Origin of the sequence: Micromonospora sp. NPDC003816 (assembly GCF_042874705.1) — a bacterium.
GTDB lineage: Bacteria > Actinomycetota > Actinomycetes > Mycobacteriales > Micromonosporaceae > Micromonospora.
In genome coordinates this window covers 937,635-958,790 of record NZ_JBIANP010000001.1, presented here as the reverse complement: position 1 = coordinate 958,790, position 21,156 = coordinate 937,635, and the positions used below count along the sequence as shown (strand labels likewise).

The window sequence follows — 21,156 nt, the reverse complement described above, 5'->3', positions numbered from 1 at the left end:
CGGCGTGGTGATCGCTTGCGCCGAAGCGGAACGCGCCTGGCCCGGTCGACCGCAGATATCGTCCGTCTTCACTATCGACTGTGAGCGATAACAGATCCTTAGTCAAGACGTAACACCGACGACTTGCGCGGGGCCGGATCACGCGCCCGGACACGACGAAGCCACCGCCCGACGGGGCGGCGCGGACGCGCCGTCCACGCCGGGCGGTGTGGCGGCAGGGATCGCGCCGATCACCGTCGACGCGGCGGGTGCGGCGGGCCACCCGCGCGGCGACCGCCCGCCCCGGCGGCCCCACCCCGGACACCGAGCAGGCCAGGGTCGGCAGCGACGATCCGGTCGCGCATCGGGCGTCGGGCGAGCGCGGCCAGCGCCTCGTCCACGAGCACGTGCAACGGCATGGACAGCTCGGTCTCCAGCTCGCGGGTCGCCGTGGTGGTGGCGGCGACCTCGGCCCGCAACGCGGGCAGGACGCGCCGCCCCTCGTCGGTGAGCGTGACCATCCTGGTGCGCGCGTCGCGGCCGGGGATCGTCTCCACGAGCCCGGCATGCGCCATCGCGGCGACCGTCTGACTGGCCGCCGAATGGGTCACGTCGATCGCCGTCGCGACGGCCCGGATCGAACACGGCCCGTCGTCGGCCACCACCAGGAGCACCGGCGCGAACCGCGCGCGCAGACCGGGGAGGCCGATCTCGGCGTACACCTGGCCGATGCCGCCGTCGAGCAGCTCCATGAGCGTCGCGAGTCTCGTGCCGAGGACGCCGGGACCGGGATCGGAGGTTGCTATGGCGGGTACTGTAACAGCGCTGTCATATCGCGAGGAGCGCACATGATCGAGCCGTACGACACCGGGATGCTCGACGTCGGCGACGGCAACCAGGTCTACTGGGAGGTCAGCGGCAACCCCGAGGGCGTACCCGCCGTCGTCCTGCACGGCGGTCCCGGCAGCGGCAGCACGACCCGGCACCGACGGGCACTCGATCCGGAGCGGTTCCGCGTCGTGCTCTTCGACCAGCGCAACTGTGGGCGCAGCACACCGTCGGCGGCCGACCCGAGCACCGATCTGAGTGCCAACACCACCGCCCATCTCGTCGCCGACACCGAACGGCTGCGCGAGCACCTCGGCATCGCCCGCTGGGTGGTGTACGGCGGGTCGTGGGGCGCGACGCTCGCGCTGGCGTACGCGACGCACCATCCCGACCGGGTACGCGGCATGGTGCTGGTCGCGGTGACCATGACCCGACGCTCCGAGGTGGACTGGTTGTACCGCGGCGGGGGCCGGTTCTTCCCCGAGGCGTGGCGACGATTCGTCGCCCACGCCGGCGTGCCGGGCTACGCGCTGCCGACCGACAGCCAACCACCGATCGAACCGGTCCTGCTGCGCTACGGCCAGCTCCTGGCCGACCCGGACCCGGCGGTACGCGAACGGGCGGCCGAGGAATGGTGCGCATGGGAGGACGCGCTCATCTCCGAGGAGAGCAACGGCCAGCCCGGCCACTACTCCGCCGGGGAACTGCGACAGCGGCTGACGATGACCCGCATCTGCGCGCACTACTTCGGCAACGGCGCGTTCATGGCCGACGGCGAGATCCTGCGCGACGTCCCGAAGCTGACCGGCATCCCCGGTGTGCTGGTGCACGGCCGCAACGACGTGAGCGGACCGGCGATCACGCCGTGGGAGATCGCGCAGGCGTGGCCCGGGGCACGCCTGCACGTCGTCGGGGACGCCGGGCACACCGGCAGCGAGACCATGCGGCGCGTCCTGTCCGAGGCGGCGGACACGATGGCGCGCACCTAGCAGGCCCGCACCCCCGCCACAGGGGAATCGGGCACGTGCGTCGGTGCCGCCCAGCGGAGGGGCGGCACCGACGCATCGCGGACGGCGCGGTCAGAAGCCCCGGGCGAGGCGGTAGTACGCCTGGTTCCAGCGAAGCTCGTCGGCGAAACGACGAGACTCGGTGTTCGCGTCGATGACGACCAGCTCGGTACGGCTCATCTCGGCGAGGTCGTGCAGTTCCTCCACGCCGACCGCGTGCGAGAGCACGGTGTGGTGCGGGGCACCGGCGGTGATCCACGCCTCGGCCGACCCGGCCAGGTGCGGGCGGGGCCGCCACACCGCCCGGGCCACCGGCAACCGGCGCAGCGGCTGCGGCGGGGGCACCACGTCCACCTCGTTGGCGACCAGCCGGAACCGCTCCCCCATGTCGGCCAGACCGAGCACCACCGCCGGTCCCGGCTCGGCGTCGAAGACCAACCGGACCGGGTCCTCCCGACCGCCGATGCTCAACGGGTGGATCTCCACGTTCGGCTTGTCCGCGGCGATCGTCGGGCACACCTCCAGCATGTGCGCGCCGAGGATCAACTCCTCGCCCGGCGTCAGGTCGTAGGTGTAGTCCTCCATGAAGGAGGTGCCGCCCTGTGCGCCGGCCGACATCGCCTTGAGCGTGTGGACCAGCACCGAGGTCTTCCAGTCACCCTCGCCGCCGAAGCCGTAGCCGTCGGCCATCAGCCGCTGCACCGCGATGCCGGGCAGTTGGCGCAGGCCGCCGAGGTCCTCGAAGTTCGTGGTGAAGGCCCGGAACCCGCCCGCGTCCAGGAAGGTCCGCATCCCCAGTTCCAGCCGTGCGGCGTACCGCAGCGAGTCGTGTCGCTCACCGCCGGGCCGCAGCTCGGCGGCGACCCGGAAGGTGTCGTCGTACTCCTTGACCAGGTCGTCGATCTGCGCGTCGGCGACCTCGTCGACCACCCGCACCAGGTCGTTGACCCCGTAGGTGTTCACCGAGACACCGAAGCGCAACTCCGCCTCGACCTTGTCCCCCTCGGTCACCGCGACGTCGCGCATGTTGTCGCCGAACCGCGCCAGGCGCAGGGAACGCATCGCCGACCAGCCGATCGCCGCCCGGGTCCACGAGCCGACACGGGTGACCACGCGGGGGTCGCTGACGTGGCCGGCGATGGTCTTGCGGGCCACCCCGAGCCGGGTCTGGATGAAACCGAACTCCCGGTCGCCGTGGGCGGCCTGGTTCAGGTTCATGAAGTCCATGTCGATCTCGTCCCAGGGCAGCCGGACGTTGGCCTGGGTGTGCAGGTGCAGCAGCGGAGTACGCAGCGCGTCCAGACCCGAGATCCACATCTTCGCGGGCGAGAAGGTGTGCATCCACGCGATGACCCCGACCGCACCCTGCACCGCGGCGTCCCGGCAGACCTCCAGGATGTCCGCGCTGGTGGTCAGCACCGGCTTCCAGACCACCCGGGCCGGGATGTCCGGCGAGTCGTCGAGCAGTGCGGCGATCTGACGGGACTGCTCGGCCACCTGCCGGAGGGTGTCCTCGCCGTACATCGCCTGGCTTCCGGTGAGGAACCAGACCTCGGGTTCAGGATGCGTTGCCATGGGAGTTGCCTTCCGCGAGAGGGGCGGTCACTTGTAGCGGATGCCGATGAGGCGCTGGAGCAGGATGAACGCGAAGAGCAGGCCGCCAATAACGATCTTGGTCCACCAGGAGTTGAGGCTACCGTCGAACGTGATCAGCGTCTGGATCACGCCGAGCACCAGCACACCGAGCACCGTGCCGAAGACGTACCCCGAACCGCCGGTGAGCACCGTGCCGCCGATCACCACGGCCGCGATCACGTCGAGCTCCATCCCGATCCCGATCAACGGCGCCCCGGAGAGCGTGTAGAACGAGAGCAGGATCCCGCCGATCGCCGAGCAGAGACCGCTGATCGTGTAGACCGCGATCCGGGTACGCCCCACCGGCAGCCCCATCAGCAGCGCCGACTGCGGGTTGCCGCCGATCGCGTACACGTTGCGACCCAACCGGGTGTACGCCAGCACGTACGCGCCGATGAGCACCACCGCGAACGCGACCAGCACACTCACCGAGACGAAGTTGCCGCCGGGATCACCGATCCGGTGCTGCGCCATCGTGGTCCAGAAACCGTCGGTGATACGGATCGACGAGTCACTGATGAACGTACACATGCCCCGGGCGAAGAACATCCCGGCGAGTGTCACGATGAACGGCTGGATGTCGAAGAAGTGGATCGCACAGCCCATCAGGAACCCGAGCGTCGGCCCGATGAGCAACGCGATGACCAGCACCAGTAGCGCGGGCAGACCCGACTGGAGCAGCCACGCCGAGACCATCGCCGTCATCGCGACCACCGACCCCACGGACAGGTCGATCCCGCCGGTGAGGATCACGAAGGTCATCCCCACCGCGACGACGAGAAGGAAACCGTTGTCGATGAAGACGTTGAAGATGACCTGGACGTTCGAGAAGGCCCGGTACTGGGACACACCGATCGCGTACATGACCAGCAGCAGGGCCAGCGTGGCCAGCACCGGCACGTGCCGCCGGGGCAGCCGCGCCCAGCTCGGCCCGGTGGTCAACGACGTACTGCTCATGCCGTCACTCCGCTTCGCTGCATGCCGCCACGAGACTCCATCGCGCTGAACCTGATGATTCGCTCGCTTTGCTCGCTCATGCCGAAGCCTCCTCCTTCTGGCGCTGCGGCGTCGGGGCCGGCGGGGGTGGGGTGCCGCGCTTGCGGCGGTTGAACGTGGCGCGGAACGCCGGTGCCTGGATGAGGCAGACTGCGATCACGACGACCGCCTTGAACAGCAACGCCGTCTGCGGCGAGATGTTCATGGCGTACACCGTGGTGGTGAGCGTCTGGATGATCAGCGCGCCGAGGATGGTGCCGCTGAGATAGAACCGTCCGCCGGCCAGGGCGGTGCCCCCGATGACGACCGCGAGGATGGCGTCCAGTTCCACCCAGAGGCCGGCGGCGTTGCCGTCGGCACTGGACACGTTGGCCGTCATCATGAAGCCGGCGACCGCCGCGCAGGCCGCGCTGACCACGTAGACCAGGAAGACCATCCGGCCCGACCGGATGCCGGCCAACCGGCTGGCCTCCCGGTTGCCACCCACCGACTCGATGATCATGCCGAGCGCGGTACGGCGGGTGAAGGCCGCGACCAGCAACGCCGCACCGAGCGCGATGAAGATCGCCAACGGCAGGGTGAGGAAGTGACCCAGACCGATCGCCCGGTACGGGCCGGAGTTGATCGTGATGATCTGACCCTCGGTGATCAACTGCGCCAGTCCCCGACCGGCCACCATCAGGATCAGCGTGGCGATGATCGGCTGAATACCGATCACCGAGACCAGTACGCCGTTCCAGGCGCCGAGGACCAGTGCCACCCCGAGCGCCATCGCCAGTGCGGTCGCCACCGTGACGAGGCTGTTCTGGTCGGGTGCCTGACTGATGTGCAGACAGGCGATGGCGCCGCTGATGGCGCAGATCGACCCGACCGAGAGGTCGATGCCGCCGGTGGAGATGACCAGGGTCATGCCGAGCGCGACCAGGATCAGCGGCGCGCTCAACCGGAGGATGTCGATCGGGGTCCCGTACAGGTGGCCGTTGTTCATCTCGATCGACAGGAAGCCGGGGCGGTAGATCGTGTTCGCCGCCAGCATCACCACCAGGACGGCGATCGGCCAGAACAGCCGGTGCCCGAGCAGGGGCTTGATCCGCTCGCTCATGACGGCACTCCGCTTCGCTCCGTGCCGCCATGAGGCACCACCGCCCTGAGCCCGCCGATTCGCTCGCTCCGCTCGCTCATGACTCAACCCCTTCCCGCTGGGATCCGCTGGCGATGGTCTGCATGACCCGGTCGGCGTCCACGGTGTCGTCGTTGGTCAGGTGCGCGACCATCTCCCGGTCCCGCATGACGGCGATCTTGTGGCTGAGCCGGAGCACCTCCTCCAACTCGGCGGAGATGAACAACACCGCCATCCCGCCGTCGGAGAGCTGGACGACCAACTTCTGGATCTCCGCCTTGGCGCCGATGTCGATGCCACGGGTCGGCTCGTCCAGGATGAGCAGTCGGGGCTCGGTGATCAGCCACCGGGCCAGCAGCACCTTCTGCTGGTTGCCGCCGGAGAGGTTGCGGACCGGCGTCTCGGGGTTGGGCGGGCGGATGCTCAACGCCTTGATGTACTTGGCGACCAGCTCGTCCTGGCGACGCCGTGGGATGGGTCGCAGCCAGCCACGGGCCGCCTGCATGGCCAGGATCATGTTCTCCCGGACCGACAGGTCCCCGATGATCCCCTCGGCCCGGCGGTTCTCCGAGCAGAAGCCGATGCCGTGGTCGATGGCCTGCACCGGGTTGCGCAGACCGGTCGCGTTGCCGCTGACCGCCACCTGGCCCCGGTCGGCGCGGTCCGCGCCGAACAGCAGACGGGCCACCTCGGTACGGCCGGAGCCGAGCAGGCCGGCCAGGCCGACCACCTCCCCGGCGTGGATGGTCAGGCTGAACGGGGCGACCGCGCCCTTGCGCCCGAGGTCGGACACCTCGACGAAGGGCGTGCCGTCCTCCAGGACCGCCAACTCCCGCCGGGGCTGCTCCTCGATGCGTTCGAGGACGTCGAGCTCCTTGCCGATCATCTTCTCCACCAGCGCGAGCTGCGGCAGCTCGGCGGTCGGGTACTCCCCCACCAGCGTGCCGTTGCGCAGCACGGTGATCCGGTCGGCGATGCCGTACACCTGGTCGAGGAAGTGCGTGACGAAGAGGATGGCGATGCCCTCGTCGCGCAGCTGCCGCATGATCCGGAACAGCTGCGCCACCTCACCGGCGTCCAGGCTGGAGGTCGGCTCGTCGAGGATGAGCACCCTGGCCTGTACGTCGATCGCCCGGGCGATCGCCACCATCTGCTGCACGGCCAGCGAGAAACTCGCCACCGGTGCGCTGACGTCGATGTCGAGATCCAGGCGGGTCAGCAGAGCCCGGGCCCGTCGCCGGACCTCACCCCAGTGCACGGCGCCGAAGCGACGCGGCTCCCGGCCGATGAAGATGTTCTCCGCCACCGAGAGGTTGGGGCAGAGGTTGACCTCCTGGTAGACGGTGCTGACTCCGGCCGAGGCGGCCTGCATCGGTCCGCTGAAGGCGACCTGCTCGCCGTCCAGGGTGATGGTGCCCTCGTCGATGCCGTAGACGCCGGTCAACACTTTGATCAGGGTCGACTTGCCGGCGCCGTTCTCGCCCATCAGGGCGTGCACCTCACCGGGGTAGAGCCGGAAGTCGACGTTGTGGAGTGCACGCACCCCGGGAAAGGACTTGCTGATCCCGGTCATCGTCAGGACCGGACGGCTATCCGTCATCCCATCAGATCCTCTTCTGGGTTCTCGCTGTACGGAAGGGCCACGGAGCCCCCGTGGCGTCCGCCCGGTCAGCCGTGGGGCCGACCGGGCGGACGTGGCACGGGGGTCTCGGGCCAGGCGCCCAGTCCGTCGGGAAATGGGCGACGCGGCGGGGCCGCCACGTCAGCGCGGCGACCCCGGGCGTCGATCAGTACTTGCGGTTGGGCAGGGCCTCCTTGGCCTGCTCCTGGGTGAAGGTGGTCTCCTCGGTCTCGATCCGCGGCTGCACCTCCTCACCCGCCTTGACCTTCTTGGCCAGGTCCATCAGCTGTGGGCCGAGCAGCGGGCTGCACTCCGCGATGAAGTTGAACTTGCCGTCGGCCAGGGCCTGCATGCCGTCCTTGACCGCGTCGATGGTGATGATGGTGATGTCCTGGCCGGGCACCTTGCCGGCCGAGGTGATCGCCTCGAGGGCGCCCAGACCCATGTCGTCGTTGTGCGCGAAGAGCACGTCGATCTTCGGGTGGGCCTTCAGGAACTGCTCCATGACCTGCTTGCCGCCGGCCCGGGTGAAGTCACCCGACTGGGAGGCGATGACCTTGAGCTTCGGGTCGGCCGCGATCGCCTCGGCGAAGCCCTTCTTGCGGTCGTTGGCCGGGGCCGAACCGGTGGTGCCCTGGAGCTCGACGATGTTCACGTCGCCGCTGGCGGCCTTCTTCTCCTCGACCAGCCACTCACCGGAGAGGCGGCCCTCCTTGACGAAGTCCGAGCCGAGGAACGTCTTGTACAGCGACTTGTCCGCCGAGTCCACCGCGCGGTCGGTCAGGATGACCGGGATGCCGGCGTCCTTGGCCTCCTTGAGCACGGTGTCCCAGCCGGACTCCACCACCGGCGAGAAGGCGATCACGTCGACCTTCTGCTGGATGTAGTTGCGGATCGCCTTGATCTGGTTTTCCTGCTTCTGCTGGGCGTCGTCGAACTTCAGCTCGATGCCCGCCTCCGCCGCCGCCTCCTTGATGGAGTTGGTGTTGGCGGTCCGCCAGCCGCTCTCCGCGCCGACCTGGCTGAAGCCCAGGACGAGCTTGCCGTCGTCGCCACCGGCGTCGCTACCGGTGTCGCTGTTACCGCAGGCCGCCACGCTGCCGGCGAGCAGCACGGCGGCGGCGACCGCGATGGCGCGACGACGCGCCATCGGCATTCGCATGTTCCTCATCGGATCTCCTCGAGTGGGTGCGGTTGTCCACGCCCCCCGCCGTGCTGCACGGGTGGCCTGAGTCGGTGGTGCGGATCCTGTGCGGGTGGTGCGAATCAGGTCGCGGGTCGCCGGGACCCGCGACCGGTCAGGAGCTCGCCGGAGGCGAGGGGCGTTGTCCGTAGACGTTCTGGTAGCGGTCGTAGAGCGCGTCGATGTCGGCCTGCGCCATCGGCACCGGTTGCCCGAGCGCACGCGCCAGGTGCGCGGTCCGGGCGACGTCCTCGCACATCACCGCGGCCTTGACCGCGGCCCGGGCGTTGCGCCCGATGGTGAAGACGCCGTGGTTCTGCATCAGCACCGCGGGCGACCGGTGCCCGGTGAGGGTGCTGACGATGCCCTTGCCGATGTCGTCGCCGCCGATCAGCGCGAACGGGCCCACCGGGATCTCCCCGCCGAACTCGTCGGCCTGCGCGGTCAGGTGGCAGGGGATCGACTCGCCGCGCGCCGCCCAGGCGGTGGCGTACGTGCTGTGGGTGTGCACGACGCCGCCCACCTCGGGCATGGCACGGTAGACGTACGCGTGCGCCGCGGTGTCGCTGGACGGCGACAACTCCCCCTCGACCGGTACGCCGTCGAGGTCGCAGAGCACCATGTTCTCGGCCGAGAGGTCGTCGTAGTCCACGCCGCTGGGCTTGATGACCATCAGATCGTGGCCCGGCACCCGCGCGGAGACGTTGCCGGCCGTCCAGGCGACCAGCCCGTAGCGGGTCAGCTCGCCGTGCAGCCGGGCGACGCCGGCACGCAACTCGGTCACCAGTGCGGTCAGGTCCTCGCTCATGCCGGCACCTCCACGGTCTCCTGCGGCGAACCGGTCGACTCGACCGCCGCGTTGCGGATCGCCCGCAGGCGCAGCATCACGTCGTTGGCGCCACGACCGAAGTGGTCGTGCAGGGCGCGGTACTCGGCGTAGAGGGCGTCGTAGGCGCGTACCCGCTCCGGGTCCGGCTGGTAGACGGCCTCGTGCACGCGGCCCATGGTCTGCGCCGCCTCCCGGACCGAGGGGTACGCACCGGCGGCGACGGCGGCGTGGATCGCCGAACCGAGCGCCGGGCCCTGGGCCGAGCCGATGATGCCCAGCGGCCGGTTGGTGACGTCCGCGTAGATCTGCATGAGCAGCTTGTTCGAGGTGAGCCCCCCGGCGATCACCAGGTCGTCGACGGGCACGCCGGCGTCCACGAACGCCTCGACGATCATCCTGGTGCCGTACGCGGTCGCTTCGAGCAGCGCACGGTAGACGTCCTCCGGGCGGGTGGCCAGGGTCAGACCGACGATCATGCCGCTCAGGTCGTGGTTGACCAGCAGCGACCGGTTGCCGTTCCACCAGTCCAGCGCCACCAGGCCGTGGGCGCCGACCGGCTGCGCGGCGGCCAGCTCGGTGAGCCGCTCGTGCGAGTCGAGCCCGGCCGGGGCGGCGTGCGTGACGAACCATCCGAAGATGTCACCGACCCCGCTCTGGCCCGCCTCGTAGCCCCACGCGCCGTCGCTGATGCCGCCGTCGACGACACCGCACATGCCGGCCACCTCGGCCGGGACGGTGCCGTTGACCACGTGGCAGGTGGAGGTGCCCATGATGGCCACCAACCGGCCCGGCTCGATCGCCTGGGCGGAGGCCGCGGTCACGTGCGCGTCGACGTTGCCGACGGCGACCGCGACGCCCTCCGGCAGCCCGGTCCAGGTCGCGGCGGTGGCGGTGAGCCCGCCCGCCTTCGCGCCCAGGGGCAGGAGCGGACCGTCCAGCTTGGCCGTGAAGTCGCCGAAGTCGGGGTTGAGCGCGGTCAGGTAGTCCGCCGACGGGTAGTTGCCGTCCTGGAGGATGCCCTTGTAACCGGCGGTGCAGACGTTGCGGGTCTCGACGCCGCAGAGTTGCCACACGATCCAGTCGGCCGCCTCGACGAAGCGCTCGGCCCGGCGGTAGACCTCCGGGTCCTCCTCCAGGATCTGCAGGCCCTTGGCGAACTGCCACTCGGCCGAGATCTTGCCGCCGTAGCGGCCGATCCAGGGCTCCCCCCGCTCGTGGGCCAGCGCGTTGATCCGGTCCGCGTGCGGCTGGGCGGCGTGGTGCTTCCAGAGCTTGACCCAGGCGTGCGGGCGCTGGCGCAGCTCCGGCACCTCGCACAGCGGGGTGCCGTCGGCGAGCGTCGGCAGGACCGTGCAGGCGGTGAAGTCGATGCCGATGCCGATGACGTCGGCCGGGTCGATCCCGGCGGCGGACACCGCCGCCGGAACGGCGTGGCGCAGCACGTCGCGGTAGTCCTCGGGGTCCTGCAACGCCCAGTCGGGCGGCAGCGGGGTGCCGCCGTCCGGTAGGGCGGTGCTGATGACCGCTCTGCGGTACTCGTGCACCGCAGTCCCCAACTCGGCACCGTCGCGGACCCGGACCACCAGGGCCCGTCCCGACAGGGTGCCGTAGTCGACGCCGACGACGTACCGGTCGCCTGCTTCGTCCACTCCGCTCATCTTCACCTCCGGCCGATGACGGACCTCAGTGTTAACGCTCACATCCTGCGCCGTCAAGACACCTGCCGGCAACAGCTCCGTAACGGAGTACACCGAGGAATAGACCGTCGTCAACAGGTTACCGAAGGGTGGCGCGCGGCGACGCCCCCACCCCAGGTCATGCCGCATCCGGCTCATCGGCGCACCGGCCACCGTGGGGCCGGGCACGAACCCCGCCGACGCGAGCCGGGCGCCAGGGGCGCACCGGAGGGTGGGACGACGACCGCACCCGGCCCTCTTCGGCCTGCTGGGACGGCGTGCCGGACCGGTCGGACCGGAGCGGACGCGGGCGCGCGACGACCGCCGCACGATCACCGCGCGGGGCGCCCCGCGCCGGAGCGCCGCACCCGGACCCGCACGGTCTCGGCACCCGGGTACGAGCTGCGCACATCCGTACGGACACCGGGCACCGTGGACGGCACACGGGAACCGACCTCCGCCACCGTCCGAACGTCGGCGCGGCACCGATCGGCCCCGGCGACCGGTCCGTTCAGCCGACCCTCAAATGAGCGTTAACATTGGCGATTCATCAGACGATCAAGGCAGATCGCGCCCGGCGTCCTTCCACCGCGCGCACGCCGCCTTGCCGCAAGGGTCCGTCTCCGCACTGACGTGCACGATCACCGCGTCGACGGTCGATGAGAGCGAGGGCAGACCTGCCGCACACACCTCGACCACCCGTCACGAGTGATTTACAGAATTGAATGTCAGCGATAACATTCGCGACATCCATGCTGAGCGTGGCCGGCCGAGGACTCCGTGCGGCCACGGCCGACGGCGAGGGCCGACCGCCGCCGGTCACCGGCGCACCCTCGCCCGGCCGGTGCTCTGCCACCACCGGTGCGCCCACCCGGCGACGCACCACGCACGTCGTACCACCCCCACCACCACACGGGCACCTCGTCGTCGGTCATCGCCGGACGACACCTGTTGGCTCCCGTGACCTTGAAGGAGGTCCGCATGCGCGCACGACCACGATGGTTGGCCGTCCTGAGCGTCCTGATGCTGGCGTTCACGGCCGTCGTCGTCGACGGGCTCCACTCGCCGAGACCCGCACAGGCACTCAACAACGGGGTGGCCCGTACGCCACCGATGGGCTGGAACACCTGGAACACCTTCGGGTGCAACATCAACGAGGCCCTGATCCATCAGATGGCTGACTCGATCGTTTCCACCGGGATGCGGGACCTCGGCTACAAGTACGTCGTCGTCGACGACTGCTGGTTCGACCCGAACCGCGACGCCCAGGGCAACCTGCAGGCCCACGCCGGCCGGTTCCCCAGCGGCATGAAGGCGCTCGGCGACTACCTGCACGCCCGGGGTCTGCTCTTCGGCATCTACCAGGTGCCCCGGGAGAAGACCTGCGCCCAGTACTTCGGCGCCTGGCCGGGCTCCACCGGCAGCCTCGGACACGAATACCAGGACGCCCGCCAGTTCGCCGCCTGGGGCGTGGACTTCCTCAAGTACGACTGGTGCTCGCCCTGGGGCACCATCAACGACCAGGTGGCCGGCTTCTCCCTGATGCGTGACGCGCTGGCCGCCACCGGCCGACCGATCGTCTACAGCATCAACCCGAACAGCATCCACGAGAAGACCGGTCCGCAGCGCAACTGGGGCGACATCGCCAACATGTGGCGGACCACCGAGGACATCACCAACTCGTGGAACACCGGGCAGACCAACGGCTACCCGATGGGCGTGCAGAACATCATCAACGTCACCGTTCCCCTCGCCCCGTGGGCTGCACCGGGCGCCTTCAACGACCAGGACATGATGGTGGTCGGCAACGGGGGCATGAACGACACCGAGATGCGCAGCCACTTCGCCCTCTGGTCGATCATGGCCTCGCCGTTGATCGCCGGCAACGACATCCGCAACGCCAACGCGGCGACCCTGGCCATCCTGCGCAACCCGCAGCTCATCGCGATCAACCAGGACCCGCTCGCCCTCCAGGCCGTGCAGGTGTCCCACGACGGCACCCGCCGGGTGCTGGCCAAGCGGCTGGCCAACGGCGACGTCGCGGTGGCCCTGCTCAACCAGGGCTCGTCCACCACCACCGTGTCCACCACGGCGGCGGCCATCGGCAAGTCCGGAAGCTCGTTCACGCTCCGCGACGCCTGGACCAACGGCACCTCGACCAGCACCGGCGCGATCTCCGCCAGCGTGCCGGCACACGGCACGGCGGTCTTCCGGGTCAGCGGCGGCGGCACGACCAACCCGCCGACCACCTTCCGGTTGCGCAGCGAGTCCTCCGGCCGGTGCCTCGACGTCAACAACGGCGGCACCGCCAACGGCACCGCCACGCTGATCTGGGACTGCCACAGCAACAGCAACCAGAGCTTCACCCAGAACGGCCAGAGCCTCCAGGTGCTCGGCAAGTGCCTGGACGTCTCCACCACCGCCACCGCCGGCAGCCCGGTGCAGATCTGGGACTGCAACGGGGGCACCAACCAGCAGTGGACCTTCAACGGCAACGGCACGGTCAGCAACGTCCGATTCCCGAACCTCTGCCTGGACGTGAACAACAACGGGACCGCGAACGGCACCACGGTCCTGGTCTGGAACTGCCACACCGCCGCCAACCAACGGTGGAGCCGGGCCTGACCCGGACGGCGCGAACCCGTCGCCCGGCGTGACCGGGTGACGGGCCGGGCGGGTGCCCCGACACCCGCCCGGTCCGCCGTGCCCGGACGTCGACACCCCGGCGGGTACGCACCGACGCGGCGAACGTCCGGGGGTGCGCGCGAGACGGGCGTCGACCGGTACGCCGGCACTCAGCCGCAGCGGGCGGGCGGCTCGCGGCGGGCCGTCGTGGGTGTGGCACACCGGCCGGTGATGGTGTCCTGCGGCACCGGCGCGCAGATGCCCAACGGGTCGTCGAGCAGCGGGGCGAACCCGAGTTCGGCCGCGCCGACCAATGTCGCGTCGTCACCGAGCGCGGCGGTACGCAGGCGCACGCTCTCCCGGGCCACCGGCAGCACGTTGCGGGCTATCCGGCTGCGCACCTGGGCCGCCGCACCCGGGTACACGTCGCACAGCATCCCGCCGAAGACGACCATGCCGGGGTTGAACAGGTTGATCAGGTTGGCCACGCCGATGCCGAGCCAGTCCCCGATCCGTCGGAACGCCTCGCGGGCGACCGGATCGCCGCGATCGGCGTCGTCGGCGACCGACCGGATGGCCGCCCGGCCGACCATCTCGGCGGGGCGGCCCGCGACGTCGAGCAGGGCCCGCTCACCCACCTCCGCCTCCAGGCAGCCGGACGAGCCGCAGCCGCACGGCCGTCCGTCGTACGGGTTCACCACCATGTGCCCCAGCTCGCAGCCGTAACCGCCGTCGCCGCCGAGCAGCCGTCCGCCGACGATGATGCCGCCGCCGACGCCGACGTCTCCGTGCAGGTAGATGAGGTTGTCGAAGCCGACACCCGCGCCGCGCCGCTGCTCGGCCTGGGCGCCGAGATGGGCCTCGTTGCCGACCGCGACCGGCAGGCCGAGCCCGAGGCGGCGGCCGAGTTCCGCGCCGAAGTCCTGGTCCACCCAGCCCAGGTCCGGTCCGAAGCGGACCATCCCGTCACCGGGCCGGATCATCCCGCAGTACGAGGCGCCGATGCCCACGCATCGCGCCTGCGGCGGCGCGGCACGGTGCAGTTGGCGACCGAACCGGGCCAGGACGGCCACCACGCGGTGCAGGTCCGGCCCGGCGCGCGGGCGTACCGCTTCGCGTCGGTCCAGGATCGCCCCGCCCAGCCCGACGCGGGCCGCGACCAGCCGGTCCACCGCCACGTCGAAGGCGAGCACATAGAACCGGTCGGCCGAGGGCCGGACCATCAGCGAGGGGCGACCGGCGCGGCCGGTGTCGGTCGGCAGTTCCTCGTGGACCAGGCCCGCCCGGCTTAACTCGGTGGTCAGCGCCATGATGGTGCTGCGGTTGAGGCCCATCCGCTCGGCCAGCCCGGCGCGGGACGTCGGGCCACCGAGGTGCACGTGCCGCAGCAGCGTGCCGGCGTTGCGCCGACGGATCTCCTCCTGGACCAACCCGACCTCCGGCATCAGCGACGGGGCGTACGGCCGACGGGAGGGAGTGTGTCCACGCAATGGGACGACGTCAAGCGCGGGTCGACCGTGGACCGGTCGACCCGCGCCCGTCGATCAGCGACTCGCGCCGGCACGCCGCTTGTTGTAGACGTCGAAGGCGACGGCGACGAGCAGCACCAGTCCCTTCACCACCGACTGCATCGACTGGTCCACGCCCATCAGCTGCATGCCGTTGCTCATCACCGCCATGATCAGACCACCGACCATCGCGCCGACGACCGTGCCGACCCCACCGGTGACGGCCGCGCCGCCGATGAAGGCCGCCGCGATCGCGTCGAGCTCGAACATGTTGCCGGCGGCGGGCTGCGCGCCGTTGGAGCGTGAGGAGAAGATGATGCCGGCCACGGCCGACAGGAAGCCCATGTTGACGAAGATCCAGAAGTTGACGGACTTCACCTTGACGCCCGACAGCATCGCCGCGGGAAGGTTGCCGCCGATGGCGTACACCTGGCGACCGAAGACGGTCCGCCGGGTGAGCATGCCGTAGACCAGCACCAGGGCGGCGAGGATGATCAGCACGATGGGCAGACCTCGGGCGTTCGCGAGCTGCCAGGCGAAGTACATGACCACCGCGCCGACAAGCACCATCCGGGCGACGAACAGCGCGAAGGACTCGACCGGCTGCTGGTAGCGGATGCGCGCCACCCGGGTGCGGAAGCAGCTCACCACGTAACCGGCCACCGCGATGGCGCCGATGAGGAGTGTGAAGGCGTCGTACCCGTCGCCGCCGATGAGTCCGTTGAGGAAGCCCGCGGCGATCCTGTTGTACTCGGCCGGGAACGGCGACAGCGAGATGTTGTCCAGCACTCGCAGGGTGAGACCACGGAACAGCAGCATGCCGGCCAGGGTCACGATGAAGGCGGGAATGCCGACGTACGCGACCCAGAAGCCGTGCCACGCGCCGACCGCCAACCCGACCAGCAGCGCGGCCACCACGCCCATCCACCAGGGTTGGCCCTGCCGGATCACCACCACGGCGGAGACCGCGCCGGTCAACGCGACCACCGAGCCGACCGAGAGGTCGATGTGCCCGCCGATGATCACGATGACCATGCCGATCGCGAGCACCAGGATGTACGAGTACTGGAGGACGATGTTGGTGATGTTGCCCGGGCTCAGCGACAGTCCGTCGGTGAGGAACGCGAAGAGCGCGACGATGACGACGAGGGCGACGAAGATGCCGCTCTGCCGCAGGTTGTTCATGATGAACGTACGGGGGTCGCTGCTGCCGACGTGCAGCGCGGCGGCGGGAGCACTCTCGGTCGACGGGCCCTTCGACACCGAGGAGGGCTTGGTGCTGGTCATCCGACGGTTTCCTTGTCCTTCGCCATGAGTTCCATGAGCTTCTCCTGGGTGGCCTCGCCGACCGGCACCATGCCGGTGATCCGCCCCGCCGACATCGTGTAGATGCGGTCGCACATGCCGAGCAGCTCGGGCAGCTCCGAGCTGATGATGATCACCGCCTTACCGGCGGCGACCAACTGGTTGACGATCGTGTAGATCTCGAACTTCGCGCCGACGTCGATGCCCCGGGTCGGCTCGTCCAGGATCAGCACGTCCGGGTCGGTGAAGAGCCACTTCGACAGCACGACCTTCTGCTGGTTGCCGCCGGAGAGCTTGCCCACGACCGACATCACGCTCGGCGCCTTGATGTGCATGTCGCGCCGGCTGGTCTCGGCGACCTTGGTCTCCTCGTTGTCGTGCACCCATCCGAGGTGGGCGAGCTTGCGCAGGCCCGCCGCGGAGACGTTGTGGCGGATGTCGTCGATGAGGTTGAGGCCGTACCGCTTGCGGTCCTCGGTGGCGTACGCGATGCCGTTGCGGATCGCCTCCGCGACGGACCGTGCCCGAATCTCGCGGCCGTGCATGACCAGCCGCCCGGAGATGTCCCGACCGTACGACCGTCCGAAGACGCTCATGGCCAACTCGGTACGCCCGGCTCCCATCAGCCCGGCGATGCCGACCACCTCACCGGCGCGGACGTTCAGGCCGGCGTTCTGGACGACCAGCCGGTCCTGCGTCGGGTGCCGCACCGACCAGTCCTCGATCCGCAGCACCTCCGCGCCCGGTGACGAGACCCGGTCGGGATAGAAGCTGTCCAGGTCGCGGCCGACCATGCCGCGGATGATCCGTTCCTGGGTGACCTCGCCGGAGGCCATCTCCAGGCGTTCCACCGTGCGGCCGTCGCGCAGGACCGTGGTCGAGTCGGCGATGGCGGTGATCTCGTTGAGCTTGTGCGAGATCATGATGCAGGTGATGCCCTGGTCGCGCAGCCGGCGCATCAGGTCGAGCAGGTGCGCCGAGTCGACGTCGTTGAGCGCGGCGGTCGGCTCGTCCAGGATCAGCAGCCGGACCTTCTTCGAGATCGCCTTGGCGATCTCGACCAGTTGCTGCTTGCCGACGCCGAGCTGCACCACCGGGGTCACCGGGTTCTCCGGCAGCCCGACCGAGGCGAGCAGTTCCGCGGCCTCGGCGTTGGTGCGGTTCCAGTCGATCAGGCCGCTGCGGCCACGGCGCTCGTTGCCGAGGAAGATGTTCTCGGCGATCGAGAGGTACGGCACCAGGGCGAGTTCCTGGTGGATGATGACGATGCCCCGGTCCTCGCTGTCCCGGATGCCACGGAAGTGCACCGGGGCGCCGTCGAAGAGGATCTCACCGTCGTAGCTGCCGGACGGGTAGACGCCCGACAGCACCTTCATCAGGGTGGACTTGCCGGCGCCGTTCTCGCCGCAGATGGCGTGGATCTCCCCCCGGCGTACGGCGAGGGAGACGTCCTGGAGCGCCGCCACCCCGGGGAAGGTCTTGGTGATGTGACGCATCTCGAGGATGTTGTCGTCCATCTGCACCGTCCTGGCGATCTGTGTCGTGAGGTCTGTACTGGGTGGTCGATGCGGGTGGGGCTCGGCGGCGGACACCGCCGCCGAGCCCCCCGGGGGTGTCGCCGTCAGCTCTTGGCCTGACCGGCGGCGACCTCCTCCGCGGTGAAGTATCCGGAGTCGATCAGCACCTTCTGGATGTCGTCCTTGAAGACGGTCTCGACCGGCAGCAGGTACGACGGGACGACCTTGACCCCGTTGTTGTAGGTCTCGCTGTCGTTGGCCTCGGGCGTCTTCTCCTGGAGGAACGCCTCACCGGCGACCACGGCCTGATCGGCCAGCAGACGGGTGTCCTTGAAGATGGTGGAGCTCTGGATGCCGTCGTCGATCAGCTTGACCGAGGCGATCTCGGCGTCCTGCCCGGTGACGACCGGGATCTCGTCGGCACCCCGGTAGCCGGCGTTCTGCAGCGCGGTGATGATGCCGCGCGAGATGCCGTCGTACGGCGACAGCACGCCGTCGATCTTGCTGTTGTCGTTGTAGCTGGAGGTCAGCAGGTCCTCCATGCGCTTCTGCGCGGCCTCCTGCTGCCACCGCAGGATCGCCACCTGCTCGATCTTGGTCTGCCCGGACTTCACCTTGAGCGTGCCGGCGTCGAGGAACGGCTTGAGGGTGTCCATCGCACCGTCGAAGAAGAAGTGGGCGTTGTTGTCGTCCAGCGACCCGGCGAACAGCTCGATGTTGAACGGCCCGGTCGCCTCGCCCTTGCCGCCGTCCTTGGTCTGCAGGCCGAGGCCGACCAAGAGGGCGCTGGCCTGGGCCACGCCGACCTTGTAGTTGTCGAAGCTGACATAGAAGTCGACGTTCGGGCTGTCCCGGATGAGCCGGTCGTAGGAGATGACCGGGATCTTCGCGTCGGCCGCCGCCTGGAGCTGTCCGCTCAGGGCGGTGCCGTCGATCGCGGCGATGATCAGTACGTCGGCACCGCGCGTGATCATCTGGTCGACCTGCTGCGACTGGGTCGGGATGTCGTCACCGGCGTACTGGAGGTCGACCTTGTAGCCCTTGGCCTCCAGCTTCTCCTTGACGGAGTTGCCGTCGGCGATCCACCGCTCGGAGGTCTGGGTCGGCATCGAGACGCCGATGGTGAGGTCGGACGGCTTCTCGTCGCTGGTGTTGCCACTTCCGGCACCGTCGCCACTACACGCCGCCATACTCAGCGCCAGGGCGGCGCTACCGAGAGCGGCCAGAATTCTTCTGCTCACTGGCTTCCCCAATCTGGAACTCGCGCCGTCGCACCGGCTGCGTGGATCGCACTTCGGGGCCCAAGTGTTAGCGCTCACATTGCCCGGGTCAACACCTCGCCGGAAATCCACCGGTCACGTTCTCGTAACGAAGCCGAGGCTCCACCGGTCGGCCGAATCACCCCAGGTCAAGGCGTTGCACATCGAAGGAAGTCGCGCGTTCGCACCGGCCACCCGAATAACATCCATCGAGAGCAGAGAATACGCCAACCGGTGGCCCGGGGCGACGGTCCGGACACCGGCAGTCGCATCCGTCGACACGCAAAGGAAAACGGATCACCCGGTCGACGGACACCCACCCGGCGATCACACAGTGTGACCGGCCGCGCCTCACGCTCCACGACGGACCGGAGGGGCGGGGTCGCACCCGGCACGCCGGTCCGGACTTCACCGCAGGCGCGTCTGCGGCCAGGGGGCGCACGGTCGGTCCCCGTGCCGTCACCAGCGCGGTCTTGACATCGCCCAGCCGGACGTCGATGCTCTGCTAAATCAGTTTAGCGCCCGTCCTCCCCCACACCACCGCAACCGGTCCGGGGCGCTGCCACGGGACCCGCCCGCGGCAGCCGGACGCGTCCAACAAGGAGGACCGATGAGACTGCGAAGGACGCTCACCGCCGTGGCGGCGGTGGCACTTCTCGCCACCTCCGGCACGGCCGCGTACGCCGCGTCGAAGGGTCCCGGTGGCAACACCGGGGGCATCCGCAGTGTCACACCGATCACCACCGTCTACACGTACGGCCAGAAGGTCTCCGCCGTCGCCGTCGAGTACCCGCAGACGGTGAACCCCCGCGAGCTCGACAACTCCACCTTCTCGGTCTCCGACACCGTCTACAACTTCCGCTTCAACCAGATGGAAGACCTGCCGAAGCTGGCCGACCGCAAGGTCACCCACACCTACACGAACAGCGCGCCGACCACCCGCGCGGACCGTCGTTCGGTGGACGGTCGGTACGTCATCGTCGAGCTGGACCCCGCCGAGAACCTCGGCTGGACCGTCATCGTCTCCAAGTGCCCGACCTTCCTGTGCAGCGTGAAGGTCAACACCGAGCTGCCCACCCGGGTGACCCAGCGCAAGGACGTGCACGCCCAGCCCGGTAAGGGCAAGGGCAAGGGCCCGGTGCAGGCCAAGGCCGCCCCGAAGACCCCGCGTGGGGTCACCGAGGAGCCGGTGAACCTGCTCGTCGACGACTTCCAGTACGGCTCGTACCTGAGCAGCGGCATGGTGCTGCCGTACCACTACCACCTGCCGAAGAACTACCAGCCCGGCAAGAAGTACCCGCTGATGGTCGTCCTGCCCGGGCACGGCATGGGCTGGGACGGCGACAACCTGGGCGTCCAGATCGCCGCCGACATCCCGGCCACCGCCTGGCTCCAGTCGAGCTGGACCGGCAGCCGCGAGGACGTCATCGTGCTCGCCCCGCAGAACCAGCGGGTCGGCCTGCCCGCCGAGGGCGACCTGCTGATCCGGCTGGTCGACCAGTTCGTCAAGGACCACGCGGTGGACGCCGACCGGGTCTACGCCACCACCGTGTCGTACGGCTCCCGGCTGCTCTGGGAGGCGTTCGCGAAGCGTCCCGACCTGTTCGCCGGTGGTCTGGTGACCGGCGGCTTCCAGGTCGGCGCCGACCAGGCCAAGGCCATCGCCGCCGGCGAGGTGCCGCTCTGGATCACCCACGGGGTGAACGACCACCTGCTCAACATCTCGCTCGCCCGCAACACGCACACCGCCCTGCGCGCGGCCTACGAGGCCCAGGGCAAGACGCCCGCGCAGATCGCCAAGCTGCTGCACTACACCGAGTACGGCAACGACGCGTTCTCCCTGCCCGACTACCACGCCGCCTACGGCCCGACGTACGAGGACCGCAACATCCTCCAGTGGCTGCTGGCCCAGCGTAAGGGCTGACACACCGCTCAAGAGGCACCGTCCGGGCTCGCCGGCCGCGATCGATCTCGCGGCCGGCGAGCCTCGTTCGTGGTCCACGCGACCCGAGCGATTCCCCCCGGCCCTCCCGGCCCTCCCGCCGCTCCCCCGGCATCGCCTCGTCGA

15 protein-coding genes are annotated in these 21,156 nt (G+C 69.6%); 3 read left to right on the top strand and 12 right to left on the bottom strand.

The annotated features are described in order from the left end of the window. Positions 1-230: 230 nt before the first annotated feature. A complete protein-coding gene (locus ACFYTT_RS04040; protein WP_387257621.1) occupies positions 231-731 on the bottom strand; it encodes a MarR family winged helix-turn-helix transcriptional regulator in 501 nt (166 codons plus the stop codon). Positions 732-827: 96 nt separating this feature from the next. Here ACFYTT_RS04040 and pip point away from each other — a divergent pair, with 96 nt between their 5' ends. Beyond that, on the top strand, positions 828-1,796 hold the full coding sequence (gene pip, locus ACFYTT_RS04035; protein ID WP_387257619.1) for a prolyl aminopeptidase: 969 nt from the start codon (positions 828-830) through the stop codon (positions 1,794-1,796). Between the two features lie 90 nt (positions 1,797-1,886). Here the strand turns inward: pip and araA are convergent, their stop codons facing one another. The 7 genes from araA to araB all read right to left on the bottom strand — a co-directional run bounded on the left by araA (position 1,887) and on the right by araB (position 10,856). After that, positions 1,887-3,389: an L-arabinose isomerase gene (gene araA, locus ACFYTT_RS04030; protein ID WP_131052426.1), complete on the bottom strand. Its 1,503-nt coding sequence runs from the start codon at positions 3,387-3,389 to the stop codon at positions 1,887-1,889. Positions 3,390-3,416: 27 nt separating this feature from the next. Then, the gene (gene yjfF / locus ACFYTT_RS04025) at positions 3,417-4,406 is read right to left on the bottom strand and encodes a galactofuranose ABC transporter, permease protein YjfF (protein ID WP_131052427.1); all 990 of its coding nucleotides are present in this window, start codon (positions 4,404-4,406) and stop codon (positions 3,417-3,419) included. Between the two features lie 76 nt (positions 4,407-4,482). Continuing rightward, positions 4,483-5,547 (bottom strand): ABC transporter permease, encoded by a 1,065-nt coding sequence (locus tag ACFYTT_RS04020; RefSeq protein WP_387257616.1) that lies wholly within the window; start codon positions 5,545-5,547, stop codon positions 4,483-4,485. 76 nt (positions 5,548-5,623) lie between these two features. After that, positions 5,624-7,165 (bottom strand): sugar ABC transporter ATP-binding protein, encoded by a 1,542-nt coding sequence (locus ACFYTT_RS04015; protein WP_131052429.1) that lies wholly within the window; start codon positions 7,163-7,165, stop codon positions 5,624-5,626. 187 nt (positions 7,166-7,352) lie between these two features. After that, positions 7,353-8,357 (bottom strand): ABC transporter substrate-binding protein, encoded by a 1,005-nt coding sequence (locus ACFYTT_RS04010; RefSeq protein ID WP_236145655.1) that lies wholly within the window; start codon positions 8,355-8,357, stop codon positions 7,353-7,355. 127 nt (positions 8,358-8,484) lie between these two features. Next, positions 8,485-9,177 carry an L-ribulose-5-phosphate 4-epimerase gene (locus ACFYTT_RS04005; protein ID WP_387257615.1) on the bottom strand — a complete coding sequence of 231 codons (693 nt, stop codon included), beginning with the start codon at positions 9,175-9,177 and terminating at the stop codon, positions 8,485-8,487. Further along, positions 9,174-10,856, bottom strand: a complete 1,683-nt coding sequence (gene araB / locus ACFYTT_RS04000; protein WP_131052431.1) for a ribulokinase — start codon at positions 10,854-10,856, stop codon at positions 9,174-9,176. Before araB ends, ACFYTT_RS04005 begins: the two co-directional genes overlap by 4 nt. A 999-nt stretch (positions 10,857-11,855) precedes the next feature. On the opposite strand from araB, the gene ACFYTT_RS03995 reads away from it, so the two are divergent. After that, positions 11,856-13,499, top strand: a complete 1,644-nt coding sequence (locus ACFYTT_RS03995; protein WP_131052432.1) for a ricin-type beta-trefoil lectin domain protein — start codon at positions 11,856-11,858, stop codon at positions 13,497-13,499. Between the two features lie 170 nt (positions 13,500-13,669). On the opposite strand, the gene ACFYTT_RS03990 is transcribed toward ACFYTT_RS03995, so the two are convergent. The 4 genes from ACFYTT_RS03990 to chvE form a co-directional block, all read right to left on the bottom strand. Continuing rightward, positions 13,670-14,944, bottom strand: coding sequence for an ROK family transcriptional regulator (locus tag ACFYTT_RS03990; protein ID WP_176093832.1), 1,275 nt, complete (start codon positions 14,942-14,944; stop codon positions 13,670-13,672). A gap of 99 nt (positions 14,945-15,043) precedes the next feature. Then, a complete protein-coding gene (gene mmsB, locus ACFYTT_RS03985; protein WP_131052434.1) occupies positions 15,044-16,294 on the bottom strand; it encodes a multiple monosaccharide ABC transporter permease in 1,251 nt (416 codons plus the stop codon). Beyond that, the gene (gene mmsA, locus ACFYTT_RS03980) at positions 16,291-17,829 is read right to left on the bottom strand and encodes a multiple monosaccharide ABC transporter ATP-binding protein (protein WP_131052435.1); all 1,539 of its coding nucleotides are present in this window, start codon (positions 17,827-17,829) and stop codon (positions 16,291-16,293) included. Before mmsA ends, mmsB begins: the two co-directional genes overlap by 4 nt. Before the next feature lie 104 nt (positions 17,830-17,933). After that, positions 17,934-19,070 (bottom strand): multiple monosaccharide ABC transporter substrate-binding protein, encoded by a 1,137-nt coding sequence (gene chvE, locus ACFYTT_RS03975; protein WP_131052436.1) that lies wholly within the window; start codon positions 19,068-19,070, stop codon positions 17,934-17,936. A 628-nt stretch (positions 19,071-19,698) separates the two neighbouring features. Here chvE and ACFYTT_RS03970 point away from each other — a divergent pair. Continuing rightward, positions 19,699-21,012: a hypothetical protein gene (locus tag ACFYTT_RS03970; RefSeq protein ID WP_387257612.1), complete on the top strand. Its 1,314-nt coding sequence runs from the start codon at positions 19,699-19,701 to the stop codon at positions 21,010-21,012. Positions 21,013-21,156 lie beyond the last annotated feature (144 nt).

What these genes read in the sequence shown, in the direction of transcription:
- ACFYTT_RS04040 (WP_387257621.1), bottom strand. Translation starts at nt 731, where the DNA reads ATGGAGCTGCTCGACGGCGGCATCGGCCAGGTGTACGCCGAGATCGGC.
- pip (WP_387257619.1), top strand. Translation starts at nt 828, where the DNA reads ATGATCGAGCCGTACGACACCGGGATGCTCGACGTCGGCGACGGCAAC.
- araA (WP_131052426.1), bottom strand. Translation starts at nt 3,389, where the DNA reads ATGGCAACGCATCCTGAACCCGAGGTCTGGTTCCTCACCGGAAGCCAG.
- yjfF (WP_131052427.1), bottom strand. Translation starts at nt 4,406, where the DNA reads ATGAGCAGTACGTCGTTGACCACCGGGCCGAGCTGGGCGCGGCTGCCC.
- ACFYTT_RS04020 (WP_387257616.1), bottom strand. Translation starts at nt 5,547, where the DNA reads ATGAGCGAGCGGATCAAGCCCCTGCTCGGGCACCGGCTGTTCTGGCCG.
- ACFYTT_RS04015 (WP_131052429.1), bottom strand. Translation starts at nt 7,165, where the DNA reads ATGACGGATAGCCGTCCGGTCCTGACGATGACCGGGATCAGCAAGTCC.
- ACFYTT_RS04010 (WP_236145655.1), bottom strand. Translation starts at nt 8,357, where the DNA reads ATGAGGAACATGCGAATGCCGATGGCGCGTCGTCGCGCCATCGCGGTC.
- ACFYTT_RS04005 (WP_387257615.1), bottom strand. Translation starts at nt 9,177, where the DNA reads ATGAGCGAGGACCTGACCGCACTGGTGACCGAGTTGCGTGCCGGCGTC.
- araB (WP_131052431.1), bottom strand. Translation starts at nt 10,856, where the DNA reads ATGAGCGGAGTGGACGAAGCAGGCGACCGGTACGTCGTCGGCGTCGAC.
- ACFYTT_RS03995 (WP_131052432.1), top strand. Translation starts at nt 11,856, where the DNA reads ATGCGCGCACGACCACGATGGTTGGCCGTCCTGAGCGTCCTGATGCTG.
- ACFYTT_RS03990 (WP_176093832.1), bottom strand. Translation starts at nt 14,944, where the DNA reads ATGCCGGAGGTCGGGTTGGTCCAGGAGGAGATCCGTCGGCGCAACGCC.
- mmsB (WP_131052434.1), bottom strand. Translation starts at nt 16,294, where the DNA reads ATGACCAGCACCAAGCCCTCCTCGGTGTCGAAGGGCCCGTCGACCGAG.
- mmsA (WP_131052435.1), bottom strand. Translation starts at nt 17,829, where the DNA reads ATGGACGACAACATCCTCGAGATGCGTCACATCACCAAGACCTTCCCC.
- ACFYTT_RS03970 (WP_387257612.1), top strand. Translation starts at nt 19,699, where the DNA reads ATGAGACTGCGAAGGACGCTCACCGCCGTGGCGGCGGTGGCACTTCTC.